This window comes from Sphingopyxis sp. BE235 (assembly GCF_031457175.1).
Classification (GTDB): Bacteria; Pseudomonadota; Alphaproteobacteria; order Sphingomonadales; family Sphingomonadaceae; genus Sphingopyxis.
In genome coordinates, this window is record NZ_JAVDWC010000001.1 from 865,749 (window position 1) to 892,094 (window position 26,346).

A 26,346-nucleotide genomic window follows, 5' to 3' on the forward strand; every position below is an offset into this window, starting at 1 on the left:
TCGTCGTAATTCGGTCCCGGCTGAAGGGTGCGTGGCGGAAATAGGGGAGCGGCGCTTGGTTGACCGGATATAAAGAAAGCTTTATATGTTGCTCCATGAGCGAGCTGATCGACATTTTCCGTGCCCTCGCGGACCCGACGCGATTGCGAGTCGTCGCGCTTTTGCGCGAGATGGAGCTCGCGATCGGCGAATTGGCGGTCGTGCTCGACCAGAGCCAGCCGCGCGTGTCGCGCCATGTCCGGATCCTTGTCGAGGCCGGGATCGTCGAGCGGCGGCGCGAAGGAAGCTGGGTTTTCCTGCGCATCGCGAACGGCGGGCCGGTCGCCGACATTATCGGCCAAGCCGAAAAATGGCCCTTCTCTGCGCGCGAGACGCGGGTCATCGCGCATGATGCGCGGCGGCTGGCGGCGGTGCGCGACGAGCGCGCGGCGTCCGCCGAACGCTATTTTGCCGAACATGCCGCCGAATGGGATGCGATCCGGTCGCGCCACGTCGCCGAAAGCGAGGTCGAGGCCGCGATGCTGGCGATGATGCACAACCGCCGGCTCGGGCACTTGCTCGACATCGGCACCGGCACCGGCCGGATGGCGGAAATCTTCGCGCCGACCGCGCGCCGCATCACCGCACTCGATCGCAGCCCCGAAATGCTGCGCATCGCGCGCACCAAGCTGGCGGAGCAATCGGTTCCGGTCGACCTGCTCCAGGGCGACTTCCTGAACCTGCCGGTCGATGATGCGAGCATCGACAGCATCGTCATCCATCAGGCGCTGCATTTCGCGCACGAGCCCGACCGCGTGATCGCCGAGGCGAGCCGCGTGCTGCGCGGCGGTGGCCATTTGCTCGTCGTCGATTTCGCGCCGCACGAGGACGAAGAGTTGCGCAATTTTGCGGCGCATGCGCGTCTCGGCTTTTCGGACGCGCAGATCCGCGGCTGGTTCGCGTCGGCGGGGCTGCTGCTGGAAAATACCCAGACGCTGGAAGGCGGGGAGCTGGCCGTGAAGCTGTGGCTCGGCCGCCGTCGCAGCGATGAAGATCAACCCCCCGTCATCGGCGACGGACAAAATAAAAGGCTTGCGGCATGACGTCGAATTTGAACTCGCTGGCAGAGGCGCGCCGCGCCGCGGCCTCGCCGCTGTTCGCCAACCTCGAAGGCGATATCGGCGTCAGCTTCGAATTCTTCCCGCCGAAGACCGAGAAGATGGAAGCGCAGCTGTGGGACACGTTCCGCACGCTCGAGCCGCTGGGCCCCAGCTTTGTGTCGGTCACTTATGGCGCGGGCGGTTCGACGCGCGAGCGCACCCATGCGACCGTCGCGCGCATCGCCGCCGAAAGCGCCGTTCCGCCCGCCGCGCACCTGACGTGCGTCGAGGCCTCGCGCGCCGAGATCGACGAGGTCGCGCATGCCTATTGGGATGCCGGAGTGCGCCATATCGTCGCGCTGCGCGGTGACGTCCCGGGCGGCGCGCCGTACCGCGCGCATCCCGACGGCTATGCCAATGCGATCGAACTCGTAGCCGGATTGAAGGCGATTGCGCCGTTCGACATTTCGGTCGCCGCCTATCCCGAAACGCATCCCGACGCCGATTGTCCGCAGTCCGACCTCGACAATCTGAAGCGCAAGCTCGACGCGGGCGCGACGCGCGCGATCACGCAATTCTTCTTCTCGCCCGACAGCTTCCTGCGTTTCCGCGACGCGGCTGCGGCGGCGGGGATCACCGCACCAATCATCCCGGGCATCCTGCCCGTGTCGAACGTGTCGCAGACGCGGCGCATGGCCGATATGTGCGGCACCGCGATCCCCGCGTGGATGATCTCGCTGTTCGAGGGGCTCGACGACCTGCCCGCGGCGCGCCAGCTTGTCGCCGCAACGATCGCCGCCGAAATGTGCCGCCGCCTCTATGCGGGCGGCGTGCGCGACTTCCACTTCTACACGCTCAACCGCGCCGAGCTGAGTTATGCCATCTGCCATCTTCTGGGCCTGCGCCCGGCGGCGGCGCCCGCGACGGAGAAAGCCGCATGACCGCCAATTTGACGAGCAGCGCACGCGAAGCCCTGCAGGCAGCGGCGAAGGAACGCATCCTGCTGACCGACGGCGGCTGGGGCACCCAGATCCAGCTCCGCAAGCTGGTCGAGGCCGACTATGCCGGCTCGCTCGGCCTGACGCACGACCAGAAGGGCAATAACGACATCCTCGCGCTGACGCGGCCCGATGTCGTCACCGCGATCGGCGAAGCCTATCTGGCGGCGGGTTCGGACATCGTGTCGACGAACACCTTCAGCGCCAACACGATCAGCCAGGCGGATTATGGCGCCGAACATCTGGTCGCCGACATCAACCATGAAAGCGCGCGGCTGGGCCGCGAAGCCGCCGATCGCTATCAGGAGCGCGACGGTCGCCGCCGTTTCATCGCGGGCGCGGTGGGGCCGACGAACAAGACTTTGTCGCTGTCGCCCGACGTCAACAACCCGGGCTATCGCGAGATCGATTTCGACGAGCTCAAGAATGTCTATCTCGATCAGGTCGTGGCGCTCGCCGAAGGCGGCGCCGACTTCATTCTGATCGAGACGATCTTCGACACGCTGAACGCCAAGGCGGGGATCGCCGCGACGCTCGAGGCAGAAGCGAAGGTCGGGCGCGAGCTGCCGCTGATGATTTCGATGACGCTCACCGATCTCAGCGGCCGCAACCTGTCGGGGCACACCGTCGAGGCCTTCTGGTATGCGGTCCGCCATGCCAAGCCGCTGACGATCGGGCTGAACTGCTCGTTCGGCGCGTCGCAGCTTCGCCCGCATGTCCGCGTGCTGTCGGACATCGCCGACGCGCTGGTGATGGTCTATCCGAACGCGGGCCTGCCGAACGAACTCGGCGAATATGACGAAATGCCCGACACGACCGCGGGGCTGGTGCGCGAATGGGCCGAGCATGGCCAGGTCAACATCCTCGGCGGCTGCTGCGGGTCGACGCCGGCGCATATCGCGGCGATGGCGAAGGCGGTTCAGGGCCTTGCGCCCCGGCACATTCCCGAGGTGCCAGTGCGGACGCGGCTCGCGGGGCTCGAGCCCTTCACCATGGCGGCCTGAACCGATGACCGACAATCCGACATGGACAATCCGGGAAGCCGGAGCCGACGATGCGTCGGCGCTCGCGCTGATCGGCGCCGCGACCTTCCTCGAAACCTTCGCGGGCATCCTCGACGGCGATGCGATCGTCGGTCATTGCGCCGCGCACCACAATGAGGCGGCGTACAAGGCCTATCTGGCGGCCGGCGCGCGCGCGTGGATCGCCGAGGCGCAGCCCGGCGGCGCGCCGATCGGTTTCGCGCTGGTCGGTAAGCCCGACCTCGCCGCGGCGCTTGAAGGCGATATCGAGTTGAAGCGCATCTATTCGCTGTCGCGCTTTCACGGCAGCGGGCTCGGCGCGGCGTTGATGAAGCAGGCGCTGGAAGCGGCGAGCGGCCATCGCCGCCTGCTTCTGGGCGTTTATGCGAAGAACGAGCGCGCGCTCGCTTTCTACCGCAAGCAGGGGTTCGCCGACCTCGGCACGCGCCAGTTCAACGTCGGCGGCAAGCTTTACGACGATCTCGTCCTCGCCCGCCCGCTCGCTGCCTAATACTCAGTTTCAGGATTACCCGATGACCACCGCCGCCTCATCCAGCTTCGTCAATATCGGCGAACGCACCAACGTCACCGGATCGGCGGCGTTCAAGAAGCTGATCCTCGCCGACGACTACACCGCGGCGGTCGAGGTCGCGCGCCAGCAGGTCGAAAACGGCGCGCAGGTCATCGACGTCAATATGGACGAGGGTCTGCTCGACGCCGAATATGCGATGACGACCTTCCTCAAGCTGATCGCCGCCGAGCCCGACATCGCGCGCGTGCCGGTGATGATCGACAGCTCGAAATGGAGCGTGATCGAGGCGGGGCTGAAATGCGTTCCCGGCAAGCCGATCGTCAATTCGATCAGCATGAAGGAAGGCGAGGAGCCGTTCCTCGAACATGCGCGCAAGTGCATGGCCTATGGCGCCGCGGTGGTCGTGATGGCGTTCGATGAGGTCGGGCAAGCCGACACCAAAGAGCGCAAGATCGAGATTTGCGAGCGCGCCTATAAATTGCTGATGACGATCGGCTTTCCGCCCGAGGATATCATCTTCGACCCCAATGTGTTCGCGGTCGCGACAGGGCTGGAAGAGCACGACAATTATGCGGTCGATTTCATCGAAGCGGTGAAGATCATCCGCGTCCGCTGCCCGCACGTCCATTTCTCGGGCGGGCTCTCGAACCTGTCCTTCGGCTTTCGCGGCAACGAGGTCGTGCGGCGCGCGATGCACAGCGTCTTCCTCTATTATGCGATCCCCGCCGGGCTCGACATGGCGATCGTCAATGCGGGGCAGCTCGACGTCTACGACACGATCGACCCCGAACTGCGTCAGGCGGTCGAGGATGTCGTGCTCAACCGCAAGGTCGAGGGCGAGGCCGAAAGCCCGACCGAGCGGCTGATCGCGCTCGCCGAACGCTATAAGGGCACCAGCGCGGCGCAGGAAAAGGCGGCCGAGGAATGGCGCGGCTGGCCGGTCGCCAAGCGGCTCGAGCATGCGCTCGTCAAGGGCATCGACGCTTATGTCGTCGACGATACCGAGGAAATGCGCCTGCTGATGCCGCGCCCGATCGAGGTGATCGAGGGGCCGCTGATGGACGGCATGAATGTCGTCGGCGACCTGTTCGGGTCGGGCAAGATGTTCCTGCCGCAGGTGGTGAAATCGGCGCGCGTGATGAAAAAGGCCGTCGCGCACCTGCTGCCCTTCATCGAGGCATCGAAGGAGCCGGGCGCAAAGGGCAAGGGCAAGGTCGTGATGGCGACCGTGAAGGGCGACGTCCACGACATCGGCAAGAATATCGTCGGCGTCGTGCTCCAGTGTAACGGGTTCGAGATCGTCGATCTCGGCGTGATGGTGCCGTGGTCGAAGATCCTCGAGGCGGCGAACGAGAATGACGCCGACATGATCGGCCTCTCGGGCCTGATCACCCCCTCGCTCGACGAGATGGTGACGGTGGCCGAGGAAATGCAGCGCGCGGGCATGACCATGCCGCTGCTGATCGGCGGCGCGACGACATCGAAAGTCCATACCGCGCTGCGCATCGATCCCGCCTATCAGGGCCCGGTGCTCCACGTCCTTGATGCGAGCCGCGCGGTGGGCGTAGCAACCTCGCTGGTCAGCGATACCGGGCGCGAGACCTATGTGCAGGGATATAAGGACGACTATGCCCATATCCGCGACGTGCGCGCGGGCAAGGGGCAGAGCGTGCTGCACACTCTCGAAGAAGCACGTGCCAATTATTACGACGCCTATCTCAGCGACAAGCCTGCGCCGCCGCTGCAGCCCGGGCTGCACCGCTTCGACGACTGGTCGCTCGACGATTTGCGCGAATGCATCGACTGGACGCCCTTTTTCCGCGCGTGGGAATTGCACGGCACCTGGCCGTCGATCATGGACGACGACGTGGTCGGCGAAACGGCGCAGGCGCTGAAGGCCGATGCCGATGCGATGCTCGACAAGCTGATCGCGGAGAAGTGGCTGACCGCACGCGGCGTCTGCGCCCTCTGGCCGTGCGCGCGCGACGGTGACAGCGTCACGATCCACATCGCCGAGGAGGAGCGCCATGTGACGCTTCCTTTCCTGCGTCAGCAGGTCAAGAAGAGCCGCGACCGCGCCAATATGTGCCTCGCCGATTTCATCGATCCGGCGGGCGACTGGATGGGCGGCTTCGCGGTCGGCATCCATGGCATCGAGCCGCATTCGGAACGCTTCCGCGCCGACAAGGACGATTATTCCGATATCTTGCTGAAGGCGCTGGCCGACCGCTTCGCCGAGGCCTTCGCCGAGCGGCTGCACCAGCATGTCCGCACCACCCTGTGGGGCTATGCGCCCGGCGAGCAGCTGACCAACGAGGCGCTGATCAAGGAAGAATATCGCGGTATCCGACCCGCCCCTGGCTATCCGGCATGCCCCGACCACAGCCTGAAGCCGATCCTGTTCGACTTGCTGGCGGCCGGCGACAATGCCGGGCTGGTGTTGACCGAAAGCTTTGCGATGTTGCCGACCGCGGCGGTCAGCGGCTTTTATTTCGGGCATCCCGAAAGCCAGTATTTCGGTGTCGCCCGGATCGGAAGCGACCAGCTCGAAGATTATGCGGAGCGGCGCGGCGTCGACATCGAAACCGCGACGCGCTGGCTGCGGCCCAATCTGGATTAACCTGCGTCCGCGCGCCTGTCCGATAAGGGGACAGGCGCGCGATTAACCAGCTTCGCCAACGACGGACGCGCCGAAAGCCGCTATGGGCGGCGGCATGTTCAAGGCACTTCTTCGCCGGCCCTTGTTGCCGCTGCTCGCCCTCCCGCTGCTTCTCGCGCCGGTGCCGCTGCCCGCGCAGACCGGGGGCGCACCTTACAGCGTCGATGGCCGCAGCTTCGGACGGCTGCAGGACGCCGTCGATGCGATCGGCGAAGGCGAGGGCACCATCCGCGTCGCCCCCGGCTATCATCGTGACTGCGCGGTGCAGACCGCGGGCCGTATCGCGTTCGTCGCCGTCGAGCCCGGCCGGGCGATCTTCGACGGCGTGACGTGCGAGGGCAAGGCGGCGCTGGTGCTGCGCGGCGCGGGCGCGAAAATCGACGGGATCGTGTTCCAGAATATGCGCGTCCCCGACGGCAATGGCGCGGGCATCCGCCTCGAAAAAAGCAATCTCGACGTCGTGAACAGCCTGTTCCGCAACAGCGAGGAAGGGATCCTCACCGCCGACGACCCCGCGGCGACGCTGACGATCGACCGCTCGACCTTCTCGCGCCTCGGCCGCTGCGACCGCGGCCTCAGCTGCGCGCACAGCGTTTATACCGGCGTCTATGGCCGCGTCGTCGTCACGCGCACGCGCTTTGAAAAGGGCAGCGGCGGCCATTATCTCAAGACCCGCTCGCCGCGCGTCGAAATCCGCGACAACAGCTTCGATGATACGCAGGGCACCGCGACCAATTATCTGATCGACCTGCCCGCGGGATCGACCGGACGGATTGCAAACAACCTGATGATCCAGGGACGCGACAAGGAAAATTACGGGGCGCTGATCGCGATCGCAGCCGAGGCGCGCGACAATCCGTCGCGCGGGCTGATCATCGAAGGCAATCGTGCGAGCGTTCCGCAGGGCACCGGCCGCAAGACGATCTTCGTCGCCGACTGGAGCGGCGAGCCGCTGGCGATCGGGCCGAACGAACTGGGGCCGGGGCTGACCCGCTTCGAAAAGATTTAGGGCTTAGGCTTCGCCGCGCGTTTCGATGAGCGACGCGGCGAGCGCCTCGGCCGGCGACTTGCCACCCCACAGCACGAACTGGAACACCGGGTAAAAGCGCTCGCACTCGTCGATCGCGCTTTCGATCAGCGTTTCGGTGAGGTCGAGCGGCAGCGATGCGTCGGCGCCGAGCAGCATGCCGTGGCGGAACAGGATTGTGCCGCTGTTCGACCACAGCTCGAAATGACCGAGCCACAATTGCTCGTTGATCAGCGCGAGCGCCTCGTGCGCGGCGGCGCGCTTGTCCTCGACGACGCGGATGTCGGGAAAGGCGAGGAGCTGGATGACGCCGTCGTCGGCGCGCCACACCGCGCGCAGCTCATAGGTCGTCCAGCTGCCCTGCGCGGTCGCGACGATCTCGTCCTCGCCGACCATCTCGTGCGGCCAGTCGTGCGCGGCGAAATAGGACGCCAGCATCTCCATCGGTGCCGCATCCTGGCCGTCATCGTCGTCGTAAATATCGTCACTCATGCGCGCGCCTTTAGCGGCTCTCGCGCATCGTGGCGAGTCCGCGAATATTCGTCGCCCCTGCGAAGGCAGGGGCCGCTATCGGCATTGCGCAAGGTTGCCAGCGGCCCCTGCCTTCGCAGGGGCGACGCATTACTTGGCCTTCGGCTTTGCCGCGGCTTTGGTTGCCGGTTTCGCAGCAGCGGGTTTCGCGGCCGGCTTCGCAGCGGCAGGTTTCGCAGCCGCCTTGGGCGTCGCCGCGGGCTTCGCCACGCCTTCGAGCCTATCGAGGCGCGCTTTCAGCGCTTCGGCTTCGGCGCGCGCGGTCGCGGCCATTTTCTTCACCGCCTCGAATTCCTCGCGGCTAACGAAATCCATGCGGCCAACCCATTCCTTGGCGCGGTCGCGCATCGCGGACTCGGCTTCGCGGCCGGCACCGGCAACGGTTCCGGCAATGCCGTTCACCATCTTGGCGAGATCGTCGAAAAAGCGGTTTTCGCTCTGCATCTTAACTTCCTTCGTCGGGGAGATACCCCTTGCCGTCACCCTATTTGGGTGCTGGCGGCGGCGGGGACAAGGGTTTCGGCATCGGGATTGCGCTGATCGATCTGGAAATTGAGGATCGCGGCAAAGCTGAGCCAGACCATATAGGGCACGAGCAGCCACGCCGCGGCCTTGCGGATCGGCGCAAAGGCAAAGGCGGTCGCGACCGTCACCATCAGGATGAAGATGATCACATAGAGCGCGGTCGTCACCTGATGCTGCCCGAAGAACAAAGGCGACCAGGCGAAATTGGCGATCAGCTGGACGAAGAAGAGCAGCAGCGCAAAACCGCGCCCCTTCGCGCCGCGGGCGTGGAGGATCATCGCGAGCGACAGGCCGAGGCAGATATAGAGGAGCGGCCAGACGGTGCCGAACACCCAGCCCGGCGGCGTGATCGGCGGCAGGTCGAGCGACGCGAACCAGCGATTGCCATAACCGCTGTTCGACAAGAGGCCCGACAGGCTCCCCGCAAGCACGATCGCCGGAACCGTGACGAGCGCCCAGCGCAGATAGGACATGCGAAGCTGCCCCGGCGTTGCGATTTCGGTCATGTCCGCATTATCCCCCACACGCGAATCCGTTGCATGGTGTCGCGATTGTGCGGCGCAGCGTCAAGCGGCTCGCTTCACCGCAGCGATCAGAAATTCCACATTGCCTTCGGGGCCGGTGATCGGGCTCTCGACAAGGTCGATAACGTCCCAGCCTTCGCCGGTCAGCCAGCCCTGCACGTCGGCGCAAACGCGCGCATGCACCGCGGCGTCGCGAACGACGCCTTTCTTGCCCACCTCATGTCGCTCGGCCTCGAACTGCGGCTTGATCAGTGCGACCATCCGCGCGCCGTCTTTCGCGAAGGACATCGGCACGGGAAGCACTTTCGACAGCGCGATGAAGCTCGCATCACACACGATCAGGTCGATGGGCTCTGGAATGTGCGTGGGCGTCAATATGCGCGCGCTCGTCTGTTCGTGGACGATGACGCGTTCGTCCTGCCGCAGCTTCCACGCGAGCTGGTTGGTGCCCGAATCCACCGCATAGACGCGCGCCGCGCCGCGGCTCAGCAGCACATCGGTAAACCCGCCGGTCGACGATCCGACGTCGATCGCGACCGCGCCGGTCACGTCCCAGTCAAGATGGGTCAGCGCATGGTCGAGCTTGATCCCGCCGCGCGACACCCACGGATGGTCGCGGCCCTTGACGCTGATCTCTGCATCCTCGGCAACCTGCTGCCCCGCCTTGTCGATCTTGCGGTCGCCGACGAAGGCGAGCCCCGCAAGGATCAGCGCCTGCGCGCGCGTCCGGCTTTCGGCGAGGCCGCGGTCGACGAGCAACTGATCGGCGCGCTGCTTCGCCATCAGCCGCCAACCTTGTCGGTGAGCAGGCCCGGGGTCAGGATCTGCGGCAGGATTTCGGGTTTCGCGGCGCCCGTCGCATACCAGAGGTAGAGCGGCACGCTGTTGCGGCCATGCTCGGCGAGGGTGCGCGTGATGACGGGATCGCCGTTGGTCCAGTCGCCGACGAGCGTCACGACACCCGCCTTGTCGAACGCCTCCTGCACCGCCTCGCGATTGATCGCCCCGGCCTCGTTCGCTTTGCACGACAGGCACCAGTCGGCGGTGAAATAGACGAAGACCGGTTTGCCGGTGGCGCGCGCCTTGGCGAGCGCATCTGCAGAGAAGGTCGATCCGGCGCCGTCGGCAGTGCGTTCGGCCTCGGCGACTTCGGTCACCGTGCCCGCGAGGCTGACAAGCAAGAGCAGCCCCGAGGCGTAGAGCAACCACGACCGCCGGTCCCCGCGCTGGATTGCGCCGTAATGCGTGAGCAGGACAAGCGCCATGGCGACCGCGAGGATCGGCCATATGAGCTGTTCGCCGCCGCCGAGTTGCCGCCACAGCAGCCATGCCAGCGCGAGCGTGGTGAGCCCCATCGGCAGCGCCATCCATTTGCGGAAACGGTCCATCCACGGTCCCGGCTTCGGCAGCCGGTTGCGCAGTGCGGGCACAAATCCGATTGCGAGGAAGGGCAGGGCGAGGCCCAACCCCAAGCCGCCGAAGATCGGCAGTGCTGCCCACGCTGGCAGCACCAGCGTCGCGCCGAGCGCCGCCCCGAGCAGCGGGCCGCTGCACGGCGTTGCAACAAAGGCCGCGAGCGCGCCGGTCCAGAAGCCGCCCGCCGCACCGCCCTTGTCGACAAGCGCCTGTCCGCCACCGAATGACGGCAGTTCATAGGCGCCGAGCAGATTGAGCGTGATCGCCAGTGCAAGGATCAGCAGCGCGAGCACGCTCACAGGATGTTGCAACTGGAACGCCCAGCCAACCTGCTCGCCCGCCGCGCGCAGCGCGAGCAGCACGCCGCCGAGCAGCAGTGCGGTGACGATGGCACCGGCAGTGTAGGCGAGCGCCTCGATCTTCGCCGACCGCGCATCGCCGCCCGAGCGAGCAAGGCTCAATGCCTTGAGGCTCAAGATCGGGAAGACGCACGGCATCAGGTTGAGGATCAGCCCGCCCAAGATAGCCCCGCCGAGCGCGGTCCAGAACAGTCCCATATCGATGCCGCCGGCTTTCCCGGCGATCGCCTTGCCGGCCGCGGGGACCGCGCCGGGGTCGAGCGTCAACGACAGTCCGCGCCCGCCGCCGAGTTTCAGCAGCGCCGAAACCGGCCCTGCTTTTTCGCCCTTGAAGCGCGTTTCGACGACGATGTGGTCGCCATTGCGGCTGAAGCGTTGCGGTGCGGCATAGTTGACGACATCCTGCGTCTCGACGAACAGGTGCGGCGCGTCGATCGCGGTGCTCGCGGGTAGGGGGATGGCAAAGCGCACCATCTCGCCCTTGCGTTCCCAAGTGCCGTGGCGGTCGAGCGGCTGCGGCAGCAGCGCGCGCCAGCCGTCGAAGCGGGTGCGCTCTGCGGGCGCGATCTTGCCGTCACCTGCCTTCAGCGCGACCGAAATCACCGCTTTTTCGGGCACGCACACCTTGTCGGTGCAGGCGAGCCAGTTCGCGACCCCCGATAGCGTCAGGTCGGTCCCCGGCGCGACGCTTTTGTCGACCTGCACCTCCGCCAGCAGCGCATAGGGATGCTCATAGACATGGTTCATCATGCCAAAGAGGATCAGCGCATCGGGCACCGGATAGCGAAAGGGCGCGATCGTCACCCCCTCGGGCGCGTTCCATTCGACCGACAGGCCGAAACCCGCGTCGCCACCATTCGCCCAATAGCCGTGCCAGGTCGGCTCGGGCGCCATCGTCAGCGCAAGTGTCGTGCTGCTGCCGGGGGCGGGCGCCGCCGACTCGGCGACCAGTTTTGGCTGGATATGCGTCGATTGCGCGTGCGCAGGGCTCATGGTGATGAACGACAGCGCCAACAAAGCCAGCACGGTTCGCCATGCGCGTGTCACAAAAGCCTCACTTGTCAAATTCATGCTCTGCCCGCGCCCGTTCATCGTTCGAAGGCTTGCCATATAGGCGGCTTTCGACGAGAGGACAGCCCGCGCTTTTTGGGGCGATGCCCCGCCATCATTTGGAGAAGCCGTCCGTGAAGCTGAAATATCTGTCCACTGCCATCGCTACCGCGCTTTGTGTTGCCGCCGCCGGAACCGGTCTCGCGCAGAATTCGGCGCCGCCGGTACAGAAAATTACCGCCACGACCCCGGCGCCGAAGCTCGTCGTGATGATCGCGGTCGATCAGTTTTCAGCCGATTTGTTCGCCGAATATCGGGGGCGTTTCACTGGCGGCCTCGCGCGGCTCGCGTCGGGCATCGTCTTCCCGTCGGGCTATCAGGCGCACGGCGCGACCGAAACCTGCCCCGGCCATTCGACGATCCTGACCGGTAATCATCCGGCGCACACGGGGATCGTCGCCAATAATTATTTCGACCTGTCGGTCGCGCGCGAAGACAAGCGCGTCTATTGCGCCGAGGACGAAACGGTCGCCGGGACGACATCGAAAAGCGGCGCATATGCGCCGTCGGTGAACCATCTGCTCGTGCCAACGCTCGGCGATCTGATGAAGGCGCGCGACCCGAAGGCGCAGGTCGTCTCGGTATCGGGCAAGGATCGCTCGGCGATCATGATGGGCGGCCGGCAGGCCGACGAACTGATGTGGCTCGCGCCCACCGGGCTCACCAGCTATCGCGGCACGACCTTGTCGCCGGCGGCGCAGCAGGCGGGCACCGCGATCGCCGCCGCGATTAACCAGCCGCGCCCCGCGCTGACGCTTCCCGCCGATTGCACCGTGCACGACATCGCGATCCCGCTCGAAAAGGGCGGCTCGGTCGGCACCGGCCGCATGGCGCGCGACGCCGGCGACTTCCGCCGTTTCATGGCGTCGCCCGAGGCCGATGGCGCGGTACTCGCGACCGCCGCCGCGCTGCGCCAGGTGCGCAAGATGGGTGAGGGTAGCGGCACCGACCTCTTGATCGTCGGGCTGGCAGCGACCGACTATGTCGGCCACAGCACCGGCACCGAAGGCAGCGAAATGTGCATCCAGATGGCGGGGCTCGACCGCGAGCTCGGCGATTTCTTTGCGCGGCTCGATGCGACGGGGATCGATTATGTCGTCGCGCTGACCGCCGACCATGGCGGCCACGACCTGCCCGAACGCAACCGCCAGAACGCCTGGCCCGACGCGCAGCGCGTCGACAAGGCGCTCGACCCCGAAGCAATGGGCAAGGCGGTCGCCGAAAAGCTCGGCCTGCCGCAGCCCCTGCTCTATGGCGATGGCGGTGACTATTATCTGGCGAAGACGCTGACCGCCGCGCAGCGCAAGGCCGTGCTCGCCGAACTGCTTCCGCGCCTCCGCGCGCATCCGCAGATCGAGGCGGTGGTGACGCGCGAAGAACTCGAGGCGCATTCGATTTCAAAACGCGCCCCTGACACCTGGACCCTGATGGATAAGCTGCGCGCCTCGTATAATCCGCAGCGTTCGGGCGATTTCATCATCGCGCTGAAGCCGCGGGTCACGCCGATCCCCGAATCGGGCATCGGCTATGTCGCGACGCACGGGTCGGTGTGGGATTATGACCGCCGCGTGCCGATCCTCTTCTGGCGCAAGGGGCTGGCCGGTTTCGAACAGCCCAACGCCGTGATGACGGTGGATATCATGCCGACACTCGCCTCGCTGATGGGCCTGGCCGTGGACGCGAACAAGATCGACGGACGCTGTCTCGACCTGTTGTCGGGGCCCGAGAGCAGCTGTCGATAAGGACAGAAAAGTAGGACCTATGACCAAAGCATTGCGGAATTTCTCCGGCCGATTCCTGTTCGTCGGCTGCGGCAATATGGCGGGCGCAATGCTCGATCGCTGGCTGGCGGCGGGTCTCGACCCGGCGCTGGTCGCGATCGTCGACCCCTATGCGGCGCCGCGCGCGGGCATCGTCCAGCACGCGTCGCTCGATGAATGGCAGGCCGCGGGCGGCAGCGCCGACTGGATCATGCTTGGCATGAAGCCGCAGCAGCTGGGCGACGTCGCCGATGTGCTGGCGCCGCTTGCGACCGGCAAGGTTCATCTGCTCTCGATCCTCGCCGGCGTGTCACTCGCCGATCTGGCCGCACGCTTCCCCCACGCAGGCGCGCAGGTTCGCATCCTGCCGAACCTCGCCGCGCGCATCGGCGCCGGGGTGTCGGCGGTCGCGACGCTGGGCGACGCCGACGATGCGGCGATCGACGCATTGCTCGACACATTGGGCCAGACGGTGCGGCTTGCCGACGATTCGACGATGGATCTTGTCACCGCCTTCACTGGCAGCGGCCCCGCTTTCGTCTTTCGCCTGATCGAATCCTATGCGGCCGCGGGCGAACGCCTCGGCCTGTCCGCCGAAGACGCGCTGGCGCTCGCGACCGCGACGTTCGGCGGCGCGACCGCGCTCCTTGCCGACAGCGGCGAAAAGCCGGGCGTGCTGATCGCGCAGGTCGCGAGCAAGGGCGGCACGACGCAGGCGGGGCTCGACGTGCTCGACAGCGACGGCCAGCTTGCCGCGCTGCTCACCAACGTGCTGCGCGCGGCGCGCGATCGCGGGCGCGAACTTGCGGATATTGCGCGCGGTGAGGGCTGACCCTTCATAACCCGCTCGTGTCGAGCGAAGTCGAGACACCCCTCAGTGTAGCGCCCAACCGATGGGCATCTCGACTTGGGCCAGCGGCCGAAGTTTATCCTGAGCGCCTGCCAAGGCAGTCGAAGGGCTCGATGCGAACGGAATTGGGTTTAGCTAGCCCGTATCTTTCCCCAGCATCGCGATCCGACGGCGTTCGCGGGCGGGGACAAGCGCCTCGCTGACCTGCCAGAACCCCGTCACCGCCTGCTGCCCCGCATGGGTATAGGCGCGGCTCATCGTGTCGCGCAGCATGCCAAAGATTACCGTCTCGACCGCTCGGCCGGTATCGGTCAGGCGCAGCTCCTTTTGCCGCCGGTCGCGATTGCCCGGGCGCGTCGTCAGATATTCGCGCGCCTCCAGCTCCTTCACCACGCGGCCGAGCGACTGTTTGGTGATGCCGAGCAAGGCGAGCAGGTCCGAAATCGTCAGCCCCGGTTGCCGCGCGATGAAATAGAGCGCGCGGTAATGCGCGCGCCCGAGCTCCTTTTCGGCGAGCCGCGCATCGATCGCGCGCCACAGCGAGGCGTGCGCGAAAAAGAGGAATTCGATGCCGCGGCGCACTTCGTCTTCGCGCAAGAAAAGAGCAGAGGCGGCGGGTACTTGTGAAAGAAAATTCTCATCCGGCATAGTCGCTACCGTTGCGCGCGCCGCCGGTCTTTGGCAAGAGGCCCGCTCCACAAACCAGCAAACACAGGTGTTTTCGCATGTCCGCTCCCGCCTTCACCCATCTGCCGCACCCCAATCTGATCGCGGACGATGTACGGGCGGCGGCGATCGCCGATCCGGCATTCGGGCGCGTCTTCACCGATCATATGGTGTCGATCCGTTATACCGAGGGACAGGGCTGGCACGATGCGCAGGTTATGCCGCGCGGCCCGCTGTCGCTCGATCCCGCGACCGCGGTGCTCCATTATGCGCAGGAAATCTTCGAAGGGCTGAAGGCGTACCGCCTCGACGACGGCTCGATGGCGCTGTTCCGCGTCGAGGCCAATGCCGCGCGCTTCAACGCCAGCGCGCGCCGCATGGCGATGGCCGAACTGCCCGAGGAACTGTTCATCGCCGCGGTCAAGGAAGCCGTCGCCGCCGACGCGCACTGGTTCCCGCAGGTCGACGGCGGCGCGCTGTACCTCCGTCCCTTCATGTTCGCGAGCGAAGTGTTCCTCGGCGTGAAACCCGCGGCCGAATATCAGTTCCTCGTCATCACCTCGCCGGTGGGCAATTATTTCAAGTCGGGCGCCCCCGCGATCTCGCTCTGGGTGTCGGAGGATTACACCCGCGCCGCGCCCGGCGGCACCGGCGCCGCCAAATGCGGCGGCAATTACGCCTCCAGCCTCGTCGCGCAGCGCGAGGCGATCGCCAAGGGGCACGATCAGGTCGTCTTCCTCGACGCCGCCGAGCGTCGCTGGATCGAGGAACTGGGCGGCATGAACATGTTCTTCGTCTTCGACGACGGCAGCATCGTCACCCCGCCGCTGACCGGCACGATCCTTCCCGGCATCACGCGCGAAACGATCATCACGCTGGCGCGCGACGCCGGGCTGACGGTGCGCGAGGAACCCTATGCGATCGACCAGTGGCAGGCCGATGCGGAAAGCGGCAAGCTGACCGAAAGCTTCGCCTGCGGCACCGCCGCCGTGGTGACCCCGGTGGGCAAAGTGACGCGCGGCAATTCAAGCTTCACCATCGGCGCCGGCGGCCCGGGACAAGTGACAACGAAGCTCAAGGACAAGCTAGTCGACATCCAACGCGGCCGCGCCGCCGATCCGCATGGCTGGGTTACCCGGCTCTGACTGGCTAGCTTGCCAAGCGGCCGAGAGGCGCTATAGACGCGCTCGCACCGGCCTGTTGGGGCGTCGCCAAGTGGTAAGGCAGCGGCTTTTGATGCCGCCATTCGCAGGTTCGAATCCTGCCGCCCCAGCCAGTCGAATCTTCGAGATTTGGCTGAAAAACATGGAATTCCGGTGCAAAGCGGAGTCTGTCACGACGACAGTCCGCCAGGTGCGGGCCAATCGGTTGGCGCCCGAAGGCATGACGAACTCCCGCCTTTCCACCGCCGCGCCGTTAGATCGCGCCTTCCCTCAGCAGCTTGGCGGCGTGATCCGCGGCGCGCGCCGAGAGCGCCATATAGGCCGGCGACGGGTTCTGGCAGCCCGACGCCCGTCCCGCAGTAGCCGCCGGTAACCGGCTCCCTTTCGGGCCGACCGATGTCTTCGCCGATTGGCGAGGGACGTCGGCTCGCCGCGTCCGTAGCACGGCCGGGCAACATCGCATTTGGCACGCGGTCGTGCGATGCGGCACGGGCGGGCATATTTGTTCGACAGGAGCGCTTCATGCACAAATCCTTCGGCCCGATCGCCGCATTATTCCTTGCGAGCGCGATACCGCTCGCTGGCCCCGCCGCGCAGGCGCAGGCGCCAGCGCCAGCGCCGGCACCGGCCGCTTCGCTGGTCGTGGGTGCCAAGGTTTATGACCAGAATGGCGAAGAGGTTGGCCAGATCGCCAAAGTGTCAGGAGACAGGGTGGCCGTGTCGATTGACGGCAACGGGCTGGTGGTTCCGAAGAATGCCTTTGTGAAGAGCGCGAAGGGCCCGGCGCTGAAAGCCCCGAAGGAGAAGATCGTCGCCGTTCTGAGGCAGGCCGAGGCCGATGCGGCGGCGGTTGACGGAGCCTTGAAACCGGGCGCCGAAGTGCGGAGCGCCGACGGTGCCGCTGTGCTCGGCAAGGTTACGGCGATGGCGTCCCAGGGCGCGGTGCTGGCGACCAGCGAAGGCAATATCACCATGCCGCGCGCCGCATTCTTCCTCTCGGCGAGAGGATTGGCGATGAAGGTCAATGAAAAGCAGTTTCTCGCGGGCGTCCGGGCTGCGCGGGCGCAGAAGAAGGGCGGTTGATCCCGCGCGCGCTTGAAGGGAGAGTGAGATGGCGCTCGAAAAGGAGCTTTATGACATCGAGCGAGGATTCTGGCTCGACGGCAAAGATCATTTCCTGAAGCATGTCGACCGCCAGTGCCTGCTCGCCTTTCCGCAGGCGGGAGAAATGCATGGCGTGCATTCGCGCGAAGAGGTCGCGGCGACGGCGACCAACGCCAGCCGCTGGCGTGACCTCACGATGGGGGATCGTCAACTTCTGGATAATGACGAAGATTTTGCGATCATCAGCTACCGGGCGGATGTGACGCGCGCCGATGGCGAACCCTATGCGGCGCTCGTCAGCTCAGCCTATGTGCGGCGCCCCGATGGTTGGAAGCTGGTGTTTCACCAGCATTCGCCGATATGATCGGTGACTAATCGCGGGCCATCGGTGCCCAGAGGCGGCGAAGCAGAGCATTTGGAAAGGGCGGCGCGAGAGGGACCAGTCTGCTCGCGCCGCCCCGCCGTTGCCGTGCGTGTGGGGACGCCCGGCATCGATTGATCATCTGCCCAACCGATTACGATATTCCTGCGTTCTGGTGATACGAAGGCCGGGGATGCCCGCGCGATCGATCGACCGCCGCCAGCCGGCAAGTTCCTCGACGCTCAGCCGGTATCGCGCACAGGCCTCGCTCTGGCTGAGCAATCCGCCATCGATCGCGGCCAGCACTTCGGCCTTGCGGCGGCTGACCCAGTGCGCCGTGGACGAGGACGGCAGATCGTCGAGAGTGAGCCGGCCCAGCGGCCCCATGACCGATGCCGGCCTTGTTTCATATTCGAGCACTGCGAACTCTCCATTCGCGCGGCCTGTGCCGCTTTGTGCCCCCCGCCCGACATCTGCAGGAAGGGGGTTAACAAAAACTTGCCCGAAGGCGCGCGATGCGGTGAACCGTTCGTCGCCGCTGAGGCGGACGGGCCTTGTCGTGCTTGCCGCGACCATCCTCGGCGGTGTCGCGCAGGCTCGAACTGCCTCAGCGTCTCCGCTCGCCGACAGACATCTATCGGCCGGGTGCTGCTGAAGGAGCCTAGCTATCGATGACGGGCCGGGTTGGCATTTGGATGAGGTTGGTGAACGCCATCACGACCGCGCCCTCCTGGTTGGTAACGGTCATTCGCATGGTCAGCACCCCCCGGTCCGGCTTGCTTTTGGAATGCGCGATGTCGACGACCTCGCGCGTGATGCGAAGCACATCGCCGGGCCGCACGGGTACGCGCCACGTCAGATCGTCGATTTTGAGGCCAAGAAGCGGCGTGCTCCCGAACGGGGCGGCTTCGACAAAATCGCGCATCACGACCGAGGCGACGTGCCAGCCGCTGGCAATAATGCCGCCAAAGCGCCCGCTCGCGGCCGCCGCGTTGTCGATGTGCATCGGCTGGGGATCATATTCGCTCGCGAAGCGGATGATATCTGCCTCGGTCATTTCGATCGGGCCGCCATGCCATTGCTGGCCGACCTGCAAATCATCCAGGAAAAGCGATTTCGACATGGGGGCTCCGTTGTTCCCGGGGCGGTTGGGACCCGCAGCGGGACACCGGCCGTGAGAGTTTCGCGGCCGCCTATAGTCCATGCTGGGGCCCGCCTCAATCACACAGACCCGGGCGTGTGCCACGCCTGCCTTTTCCGTTGTCGGACGGTCGATTTTCGTTCAACCCGAGCGACACCCTGGACCGCTCAACAAAAAAAGGGAGGGCCACCGGTGCCCTCCCTTTTTCTTTCGTTCGTCCCGTGTCACTTCATCTTGAAGCGCACGCCCACACGGAAGCTGCGGCCAAGCAGGTCCGAATAGGTGCTGTTCGCGGCGAGGCCGGTTTCGGGTAGCAGGATCGGGTCGGCGTCGAACACATTGGTGACGTTGACGAAGAATTCGGCGTCGCCCTTGGCCATCGCGTCGAACTTGAACGTCGCGTTGAGGTCGACGTAAGTCGCGCCGTCGATGCTGTTGTCCTCGTAGGTCGGGAACTGGTTGGTCGAGATCGGGCAGCTGGTCCCACACTCGATGCCGGTGGCATCGTACCTGCCGTCGCTCACGCCTCGCGCCGTCGCGGTCAGCGAGAAATCGTCGGTGTCGTAGGACGCGGTGAAGCGGTAGATCCACTTCGGGGTGATCGATTGCGTGCCGGTGCCGACACCCAGCGTCCCGACGGAGTTGAGCGGCACGAAGCCGGGCACCCCTGTTGTGACGATATTGTCGATATAGCGCGTCGCCAGGCCGCGCAGGGTGAAATTGCCCCCGGCGAGGGGCATCCGATACGACGCTTCCAGATCGACGCCGCGCATGACGAGGCTGGAGAAATTGACCGGCTGGCGGCTGATCAGGACGCGCGAGGGATTGGCTGGGTCGGGCGTGATCGCCGCGCAGAAGTCCGCCAGCCCCTCGAAACAGCGGTTGACGATGTCGTCCGCGCTGAGGCTGTCGATCGCTTGTTTCACCTTGATGTCAAAATAGTCGGCCGACACGCTGAAACCCGGAATGAAGCGGGGCGAGAACACCGCGCCGACGTTCCACGAATCCGCCTTCTCCGGTCTCAGATCCAGATTGCCCGTGATCGTGCCCAGGTAGGAGAGGCTGGAGCCATAAGTGCCGGTCCCCGGCCCCACTCCCGGGAAGAACGGGTTGGTGACGGTGGAGGTGTTGGCGGTACCCGCCTGGAACAGCTCGTTAAGATTGGGCGCGCGAATGTCGCGCGAACGCGTGGCGCGCAGTCGAATGTCGTCGATGGGCTGCCAGGTCGCACCCAGCTTCCATGTCGTGACATAGCCCGAGGTCGAATAATCGGTGGCGCGCACCGCCCCGTTGAACTCGAGTCCAAAGCCCAACGGCACGACCGTTTCGAGGTAGGCCTCCTTGACGTCGTAGCTGCCCTTGCTGGGGCGGTAGTTGCCGACCGACCAATTGCTGGTCGATGCGCCGGTGGCTGGGTTGAAGACGGGTTGGAACTCGGCGGGCACGGACCCGTCGATCTCCTCCTTGCGATACTCGGCGCCGACCGCGATGCTGACGTCGCCCGCCCAGGTCGCGAAAGGCGTGAGCGACAGGTTGGCGCCAACCACGGTCTGTTCGAGCGTCTGATCGCGGAACGGATCGCCGAGGACATAATCGACCGCCGCCGGATCGGCGACGCCGATGCCCAGCAGGTTGAGCGGGCGGCAGTTGGGATCGTCGTCCGCCGCGCTGGCGTTGACGTTGATCAGGCACTGGATCGAACCGACCGGAAGACCGCGCGGGTTGCCGGCCGGCGCGAACACGGCGGCGAGCGCGTTGTTTCTCCGCACCGTTTGCTGGATATTGGTCAGTTGCTCGTGCAACTCGGCGCGGCCGTACTGGGCATAGACGTCCCAGCCCGCCGGTTTTCCGAAAGCCTCGAAATCACCCTCGGCGCCGATCAAATAGCGCTGCACCTTGCGCTCGTTGTTCGAGCCGCGGCCGGGCAAGTCGACGGCGGTCGTCGCCAGCGTGGCGCTGGTCAGGCCCGCCAGCGCTGTCGGTCCGAGCGCATTATAGAGGAATGCGTTGCACGTCGTCGGGGCGGCCGCCGCGGTCGCCGCCGTGCCGCAGCCTCTCGCGTCCAAGCTAAGGCCGGTCATCAGGTTCGGACCCGCGTTGAACAGGGTTTCCTGCCGATTGTACGAGGCCTCGGCGAAAAGCGTGACCCCGTCGCTGACCTCGAAGCTCAGCCGGCCGAAGAGGCCATAGCGGTCTTCTTCCGGGCTGAGGCCGATGCGGCGGCCCGAATCATTGACCTGCCAGTCGCCGCCTTGCGTCAAAGACGGGGTGGACGAGCAGGCGGGCGAAGGAAAGGTCAAGGCGCCGTACTGGTACTGGTTGAGCGACCCACCCCCGCCGAAATAGGTCCCGCACAGCCGTGAAGATGCCACGGTGGCAGGGGGGCCACCGGTGGGGTTCGGGATGGTGCTGCCCGTGATGAGCCCGCCCGGCGTCGAGTTCGCCGCGCCGACCTGGGTCCGGAGCAGATACCGGGGCACGGTGCTGTTGGCGGTCCAGGCCGGGTTCTGGATCCGCACGAAGCCGGTGTGGTTCCAGTCGCGATCGACTTGGAAGATGCCGTCCGAGTGGGCGATCTCGCCCGCCACGATCAGGCGGCCACGGCCATCGGCGAACTTCAAGCCGGCGGCAATGCTCGCCGAATAGTTGAAGCCGTCGCCCTCATCGGTCACGCCGACATCGCCGGATAGCTTCAGCCCGCTGAAGTCTTTGTTCAGGATGAAGTTGGTCACCCCCGCAACCGCGTCGGAGCCATAGGCGGCCGAGGCACCGCCCGTGACCACTTCGACGCGTTCCACCAGTGACTGTGGGATCGTGTTGATGTCGACCACGCCGCTGGCGGTCGAACCCACGGACCGCCGCCCGTCGATCAGCACGAGCGTACGTACGGTGCCCAGGCTGCGCAGGTTGAGCGCATTGATGCCGGCGATGCCGTTACTGAGCTCAAGGCGCGAGTTCGACGGACGGATCGATGCCGCGAGCGCCGGCATCTGGTTGACGAAGTCCGCGATGTTGTTGGTCGGCGAGCTGTTCTGGATATCTTCCTGCGTCAGCACCATTACCGGCGTCGGCGCCTCGAAGCCGTCGCGCGTGACGCGCGAGCCGGTGACGACGATCTGTTCAACGGGCGCCGCTTCGACGCTGTCCGGGGCGGCGGTCGCCTCCTGCGCCAACGCCGGGGCGCTATGGACCAGCGCGATGGCGGTCATAGCCACGCCGAGGCGGCCCTTGCAGCCGAGCGGTCGACGAATATGTTCAAAATTACGCATATCAGCAGTCCCCTTTTTACCCAGAGCCGAGCCGCACGCCGCCCGAGGCGTGCCCCGGCGCGGTGCCGGGCTGGCTGCCCTATTTGTCCCACCTGACCATTTGGCGGATGCTTGGCCCGCCTTCTTATATTTCGTGATGTTCGTTATACGGTCCGGCCATCGTCGCAGCCGAAGCGCGCAGACAGCCGATTTCGTGACAACGAGGTTACAGGGTGGTTGCGGGGGGTCAACAGCTTGGCCACTAACCTGGCGATATGGACATATAGCCCGAAGATATGGCGTCGCTGAATAGCTTGTAGTTATAGGACGCAGCCCGCTTGCTATGGCCCTGCGGTGCGATGCTGCGATAGGGTCGCGTTTCGTCATTTTCATACTTGATCGGGGAGGGCCTGTTGATCCAGCGCCGCGCGTTTCTGCTGGCTTCGGTCGCGCTTGTCGCGGTGCCGGGAAGCCTGTTCGCGAAACCCCGGATCGAGGGCGCCGCGCAAACGATCAGCCTGTCCGGCGCGCGCGCGCCGGTCGAGGTGGTCGAAGACGAGCTGGGCGTGCCGCATGTCCGCGCGGCCTCGCTGCACGATGCCTTTTTCGGGCAAGCCTATCTCGTCGCGCGCGACCGGCTGTTCCAGATCGACATGGAACATCGCCGCGACATGGGGCGGATGGCCGAAGCCTTCGGGCCGCGTTTCGTCGCCGCCGACAAGGCGGCGCGGCTCTTCCTCTATCGCGGCGACATCGATGCCGAACTTGCGGCGCTGCCGGCGGACGTGCTCGAATGCGCGCGCGGCTATGTTGCCGGGGTCAACGCCCGGATCGCGGAACTCGCCGCCGATCCGGCGCAGCTGCCGCTCGAATATGGCATATTGGGGATCAGCCCGCTGCGCTGGGATATCGCCGACCTCGTTCGCAATCGCGGCATCGGCATGGGCGACGCCGACGACGAGGTGCGCCGCGCACAGCTTCAGGCGCGCGGTCTGCTCGATGCCGATCAGCTGATGGTGCCGCTGCGCCCCGCCTGGTCCTTCAACGTGCCCGAAGGGCTCGATGTCGCGGCGGTGAGCGACGCCGACCTCGGCGTCCTCGATCCGGCAAACCGCCCGATGGATTTCGATCCGGTGCAGGAAGCATCGCTCGACCCCGAACAACGTTGGACTGATCGCTTCGCGCTGGGCAGCAATGCGTGGACCGTTTCGCCGTCGCGCAGCGCCACCGGCCGGCCGATCCTCGCCAACGATCCGCATCTCGGTATCGGCCGCGCCAGCCCGCGGCATATGTGTCATCTGTCGGCGCCGGGGCTCGACGTCATCGGCGCGGGCGCGCCGGGGCTGCCCGGGATCATGCAGGGGCACACCGACCGCTTCGCCTTTGGCCGCACGAACTTCCACATCGACCAGACCGACCTGTTCGTCCTGCGCACCAAGGAGGGCGATCCGGGCCGCTATTGGCACAAGGGCAAGTGGAAGGCGTTCGAGACCTTCGAGGACGAGATTGCGGTCAAGGGCGCGCCGAGCGAGCGCGTGACGTTGCGCTATGCCGCGGGCCGCCCGATCGTGTCGGACGACGCCGCGCGCAATCGCGCCGTTGCGTTCGCCACCGTCAGCATGCTGCCCGGCGCCAACCAGCGGTTCGCGATCATCGCGATCAACCTGTCGAAGGACTGGGCCTCGCTGCGGCAGGCATTCAAGCTGCACGTGTCGCCGACCAACCTCCATTATGCCGATATCGACGGCAACACGGGCTGGCAGACGATCGGCTTCACCCCGCGCCGGCCGAAGCATGACGGGCTGTTTCCCGCGCCGGGCGATGGCGCTTTCGACTGGACGGGTATCTTGCCCGTCGAGGATATGCCCCACGTCTATAACCCGCGCGAGGGCTGGTTCGCTTCGGCCAACCAGATGAACCTGCCCGCGGGCTATCCGTATCGCGAGCGGATCATCAGCTTCAGCTGGAGCGACCCCTTCCGATACGATCGCGTCGCCGAGGTGCTGCGCAGCCAGCCGAAGCACCGGATCGAGGACAGCATCGCGCTGCAGCACGACGTTCAGTCGCTTCCGGCGCGCGCGCTGCTGAAGCTGCTCCCTACCAATCCCACGGCGGCGGCCGCCCCCGCCGCCGCATTGCTGCGGCGATGGGATTGCGGGATCGAGGCGGATAGCGCGGCGGCGCTGCTGTATGAAATGGTGATGCCGGCGCTATCGACGGCCTTTTACGACCGGATCGTGCCCGCGGCGGCGCGCGATCTGATCGCGTCGGTCAATCTGTCCGAAATGCTGCGCCTCCTTGCCGCGCCCGACAAAAGGCTGGGCGCCGACCCCGCCGCCGCGCGCGACGCGCTGGTCGACGGTGCGCTGGCGGCCGGCTGGACGAAGGCGGTCGAACTCGGCGGCCCCGATCCGGCGCGCTGGCGGTGGGGCGATCTGCACCGCGTGACGATCGCGCATCCCATGTCATCGAACCCGGCGATCGCCGCGGCCTTTCCCCGGATCGAGGGCGGCCGGTCGGGCGGCGACGGGACGACGCCGATGGCGCGCGGCTTCAATCCCAAGCGGGGCTTCAACGTGTCGCACGGCGCGAGCTATCTGTTCGTCGCCGACGTCGGCGCGTGGGACAACAGCCGCTTCCTGCTGCTTCCCGGGCAATCCGCCGACCCGCGCTCGGCGCGCTACCGCGACTTTTATCCTTACTGGCTCGCTGGGGCGATGCAGCCCTTGTGGTTCAGCAAGGCGGCGGTCGACCGGCATGCTGTGGGGCGGCTGACGTTGACGCCCGCTTAAAGCGCTTCGGCAATCGCCACGAGCGCGCGGTCGACCGCGGCGGTGGCCTGCGCGTCGGTGTCCTCGGGCATGTCGTTCGCCAGCGCTGAGAAGATCAGCGTCTTGCCGCTGCGCGTCGTCAGATAACCCGACAGCGCGCGCGATGCGTTGAGCGATCCGGTCTTGGCGAACAGCTTACCCTCAAGGATCGTGCCCTTGAAGCGGCTCTGCAGCGTCCCGTCGCGTCCGGCGATCGGCAGCGTGCCACGCCACGCCATGCTCCACGGCTGGCGTGCGATCCAGCTAAGCAGGCCGACGGCGGCGCGCGGGGTGATGCGGTTATAGCTCGACATCCCCGACCCGTCGGCGAAGTGATAGCCGGTCGCGGGCAGCCCCGCCTGCGTCATCACGCGATGCATCACCGCCTGCCCGTCGGCGATCGAGCCGCTGCCCGCCTGTCGCGACACGCGCCGCAGCATCAGTTCGGTGTGAAGATTCTGGCTCTCCTTGTTGATCCGCACCATATTTTCGGCGAGCGACGGCGCGGGCAGTTCGGCGAGCATCGCGGGTTCGGCGGGCAGGATGGCCGGCGTGCCCTTGCGGTTCTCGGGATCGTCGGCGGGCGTCAGCGGCCGGTGGCGCGCTTCGATTTGGCCATCGACGCGTACACCGCGCGCGCGCAGCAATTCGCCAAGGCGCCACGCGGCATGGTGCGCCGGATCGTCGATGCCATAGCGCAGCGTCAGGGGCGCGACCTCGGCGCCGACGGTGCCCGTCAGGCGAAGGACACGGCTGTTCGGCATGCGGTCGGCCTCGATCGCCTCTTCCTTGCCCGCGACGGTCGTGACCCGATTTTCGATGATATAATAGCCCGATGCCTGCACGCCCGGCGGGGCGCCGACCGCGCCCGGCGCCAGCTTCACCACCAGCTCATTGTCGTCGAGCGTCAGCGCCGACGTGCCGGTGCCGTAACGCGACTGGATATTGTTCCAGCTCATCCCGGGGCCCCAGCGCTCATCGGGGAACCAGCTGTCGTCGCCGATGATGTTGCGGACGTGGCGCGTCTTCGCCGCCACCGCGTCGGCGAGCGTCTGCAGGCAATCGACCTTGCAGTCATTGGCGCTCGACAGCAGCGCATCGCCGCGGCCGTGCAGCACGACGTCGACCTTGCCGTCGGCGCGCGTTTCGAGCCGCACCCCGGTGCCCTTTGCGGTGCGCTGGAGCAAAGGCAGCTCGGCATAGGCGATCGCGGTCGTGAACATCTTGGTGTTCGATGCGGGGATGAAGCGCTGATCGGGGGCGATCGACAGCAGTATTTCGCCATCGAGCGTCGTGACGAGCAGGCCGAAGCGCGACCCCGCGGGTCCCGCGGCCAGTTTCTGTTCGACCGTCGTCAGCAGTGGCAGGGGCGCCGGGGTCGTCTGTGCGTGGGCCGCGGTCAGCGAAAGCGACAGCGCGAGAGCCGATGCGAGCGCGAAGCGTCCAATCGATGTCGTCATA

The 26,346-nt window shown here is 66.1% G+C and carries 22 protein-coding genes and 1 tRNA gene; 13 read left to right on the plus strand and 10 right to left on the minus strand.

All coding sequences use genetic code 11. The annotated features are described in order from the left end of the window. The first annotated feature begins 95 nt into the window (after window positions 1-95). The 6 genes from J2X38_RS04210 to J2X38_RS04235 all read left to right on the plus strand — a co-directional run bounded on the left by J2X38_RS04210 (window position 96) and on the right by J2X38_RS04235 (window position 7,299). Window positions 96-1,082, plus strand: a complete 987-nt coding sequence (locus J2X38_RS04210) for a metalloregulator ArsR/SmtB family transcription factor (protein WP_310251626.1) — start codon at window positions 96-98, stop codon at window positions 1,080-1,082. Continuing rightward, window positions 1,079-2,020: a methylenetetrahydrofolate reductase [NAD(P)H] gene (metF, locus tag J2X38_RS04215; protein WP_310251628.1), complete on the plus strand. Its 942-nt coding sequence runs from the start codon at window positions 1,079-1,081 to the stop codon at window positions 2,018-2,020. Before J2X38_RS04210 ends, metF begins: the two co-directional genes overlap by 4 nt. Further along, window positions 2,017-3,081, plus strand: coding sequence for a homocysteine S-methyltransferase family protein (locus J2X38_RS04220; protein WP_310251630.1), 1,065 nt, complete (start codon window positions 2,017-2,019; stop codon window positions 3,079-3,081). The genes metF and J2X38_RS04220 overlap by 4 nt, the downstream gene beginning before the upstream one ends. A 4-nt stretch (window positions 3,082-3,085) precedes the next feature. Further along, window positions 3,086-3,610 (plus strand): GNAT family N-acetyltransferase, encoded by a 525-nt coding sequence (locus J2X38_RS04225; RefSeq protein WP_058536843.1) that lies wholly within the window; start codon window positions 3,086-3,088, stop codon window positions 3,608-3,610. 22 nt (window positions 3,611-3,632) lie between these two features. Then, complete coding sequence (metH, locus tag J2X38_RS04230) at window positions 3,633-6,251, plus strand: methionine synthase (RefSeq protein ID WP_310251633.1); 2,619 nt, start codon at window positions 3,633-3,635, stop codon at window positions 6,249-6,251. A 94-nt stretch (window positions 6,252-6,345) separates the two neighbouring features. Beyond that, the gene (locus tag J2X38_RS04235) at window positions 6,346-7,299 is read left to right on the plus strand and encodes a right-handed parallel beta-helix repeat-containing protein (protein ID WP_310251635.1); all 954 of its coding nucleotides are present in this window, start codon (window positions 6,346-6,348) and stop codon (window positions 7,297-7,299) included. A 3-nt stretch (window positions 7,300-7,302) separates the two neighbouring features. Here J2X38_RS04235 and J2X38_RS04240 read toward each other — a convergent pair whose 3' ends face one another. The 5 genes from J2X38_RS04240 to J2X38_RS04260 all read right to left on the minus strand — a co-directional run bounded on the left by J2X38_RS04240 (window position 7,303) and on the right by J2X38_RS04260 (window position 11,743). Continuing rightward, a complete protein-coding gene (locus J2X38_RS04240) occupies window positions 7,303-7,809 on the minus strand; it encodes a YbjN domain-containing protein (RefSeq protein WP_058536841.1) in 507 nt (168 codons plus the stop codon). 129 nt (window positions 7,810-7,938) lie between these two features. Beyond that, the gene (locus J2X38_RS04245) at window positions 7,939-8,292 is read right to left on the minus strand and encodes an accessory factor UbiK family protein (RefSeq protein WP_310251637.1); all 354 of its coding nucleotides are present in this window, start codon (window positions 8,290-8,292) and stop codon (window positions 7,939-7,941) included. 35 nt (window positions 8,293-8,327) lie between these two features. Next, window positions 8,328-8,879 (minus strand): TspO/MBR family protein, encoded by a 552-nt coding sequence (locus J2X38_RS04250; protein ID WP_248456909.1) that lies wholly within the window; start codon window positions 8,877-8,879, stop codon window positions 8,328-8,330. 60 nt (window positions 8,880-8,939) lie between these two features. After that, on the minus strand, window positions 8,940-9,680 hold the full coding sequence (locus J2X38_RS04255; protein WP_310251641.1) for a TlyA family RNA methyltransferase: 741 nt from the start codon (window positions 9,678-9,680) through the stop codon (window positions 8,940-8,942). After that, window positions 9,680-11,743: a protein-disulfide reductase DsbD family protein gene (locus J2X38_RS04260; RefSeq protein WP_405053426.1), complete on the minus strand. Its 2,064-nt coding sequence runs from the start codon at window positions 11,741-11,743 to the stop codon at window positions 9,680-9,682. Before J2X38_RS04260 ends, J2X38_RS04255 begins: the two co-directional genes overlap by 1 nt. Before the next feature lie 83 nt (window positions 11,744-11,826). Between J2X38_RS04260 and J2X38_RS04265 the strand changes: the two genes are divergently transcribed. Then, entirely contained in the window at window positions 11,827-13,524 is a 1,698-nt protein-coding gene (locus J2X38_RS04265) for an alkaline phosphatase family protein (RefSeq protein ID WP_310251645.1), read from the plus strand. Window positions 13,525-13,543: 19 nt separating this feature from the next. After that, the gene (proC, locus tag J2X38_RS04270; RefSeq protein ID WP_310251647.1) at window positions 13,544-14,374 is read left to right on the plus strand and encodes a pyrroline-5-carboxylate reductase; all 831 of its coding nucleotides are present in this window, start codon (window positions 13,544-13,546) and stop codon (window positions 14,372-14,374) included. Between the two features lie 153 nt (window positions 14,375-14,527). Here proC and J2X38_RS04275 read toward each other — a convergent pair whose 3' ends face one another. After that, window positions 14,528-15,040, minus strand: a complete 513-nt coding sequence (locus J2X38_RS04275) for a MarR family winged helix-turn-helix transcriptional regulator (RefSeq protein WP_058536836.1) — start codon at window positions 15,038-15,040, stop codon at window positions 14,528-14,530. Between the two features lie 77 nt (window positions 15,041-15,117). Between J2X38_RS04275 and J2X38_RS04280 the strand changes: the two genes are divergently transcribed. The 4 genes from J2X38_RS04280 to J2X38_RS04295 all read left to right on the plus strand — a co-directional run bounded on the left by J2X38_RS04280 (window position 15,118) and on the right by J2X38_RS04295 (window position 17,689). Then, complete coding sequence (locus J2X38_RS04280; protein WP_058536835.1) at window positions 15,118-16,203, plus strand: branched-chain amino acid aminotransferase; 1,086 nt, start codon at window positions 15,118-15,120, stop codon at window positions 16,201-16,203. Between the two features lie 56 nt (window positions 16,204-16,259). Then, window positions 16,260-16,334: transfer RNA gene (locus J2X38_RS04285), tRNA-Gln, on the plus strand. A gap of 409 nt (window positions 16,335-16,743) precedes the next feature. Next, window positions 16,744-17,304, plus strand: coding sequence for a hypothetical protein (locus J2X38_RS04290; RefSeq protein ID WP_310251650.1), 561 nt, complete (start codon window positions 16,744-16,746; stop codon window positions 17,302-17,304). 28 nt (window positions 17,305-17,332) lie between these two features. After that, window positions 17,333-17,689: a hypothetical protein gene (locus J2X38_RS04295; RefSeq protein WP_310251652.1), complete on the plus strand. Its 357-nt coding sequence runs from the start codon at window positions 17,333-17,335 to the stop codon at window positions 17,687-17,689. A gap of 135 nt (window positions 17,690-17,824) precedes the next feature. Here J2X38_RS04295 and J2X38_RS04300 read toward each other — a convergent pair whose 3' ends face one another. The 3 genes from J2X38_RS04300 to J2X38_RS04310 form a co-directional block, all read right to left on the minus strand. Continuing rightward, window positions 17,825-18,106, minus strand: a complete 282-nt coding sequence (locus tag J2X38_RS04300; protein WP_269433268.1) for a DUF1153 domain-containing protein — start codon at window positions 18,104-18,106, stop codon at window positions 17,825-17,827. Window positions 18,107-18,347: 241 nt separating this feature from the next. Then, on the minus strand, window positions 18,348-18,809 hold the full coding sequence (locus J2X38_RS04305) for a MaoC family dehydratase (RefSeq protein ID WP_310251655.1): 462 nt from the start codon (window positions 18,807-18,809) through the stop codon (window positions 18,348-18,350). Between the two features lie 242 nt (window positions 18,810-19,051). Beyond that, window positions 19,052-22,096 carry a TonB-dependent receptor domain-containing protein gene (locus J2X38_RS04310; protein ID WP_310251657.1) on the minus strand — a complete coding sequence of 1,015 codons (3,045 nt, stop codon included), beginning with the start codon at window positions 22,094-22,096 and terminating at the stop codon, window positions 19,052-19,054. A 392-nt stretch (window positions 22,097-22,488) separates the two neighbouring features. On the opposite strand from J2X38_RS04310, the gene J2X38_RS04315 reads away from it, so the two are divergent. Continuing rightward, window positions 22,489-24,867, plus strand: a complete 2,379-nt coding sequence (locus J2X38_RS04315) for a penicillin acylase family protein (RefSeq protein WP_310251659.1) — start codon at window positions 22,489-22,491, stop codon at window positions 24,865-24,867. Here J2X38_RS04315 and dacB read toward each other — a convergent pair. Next, a complete protein-coding gene (gene dacB / locus J2X38_RS04320) occupies window positions 24,864-26,345 on the minus strand; it encodes a D-alanyl-D-alanine carboxypeptidase/D-alanyl-D-alanine-endopeptidase (RefSeq protein ID WP_310251661.1) in 1,482 nt (493 codons plus the stop codon). The genes J2X38_RS04315 and dacB overlap by 4 nt on opposite strands. Window position 26,346: the final 1 nt, after the last annotated feature.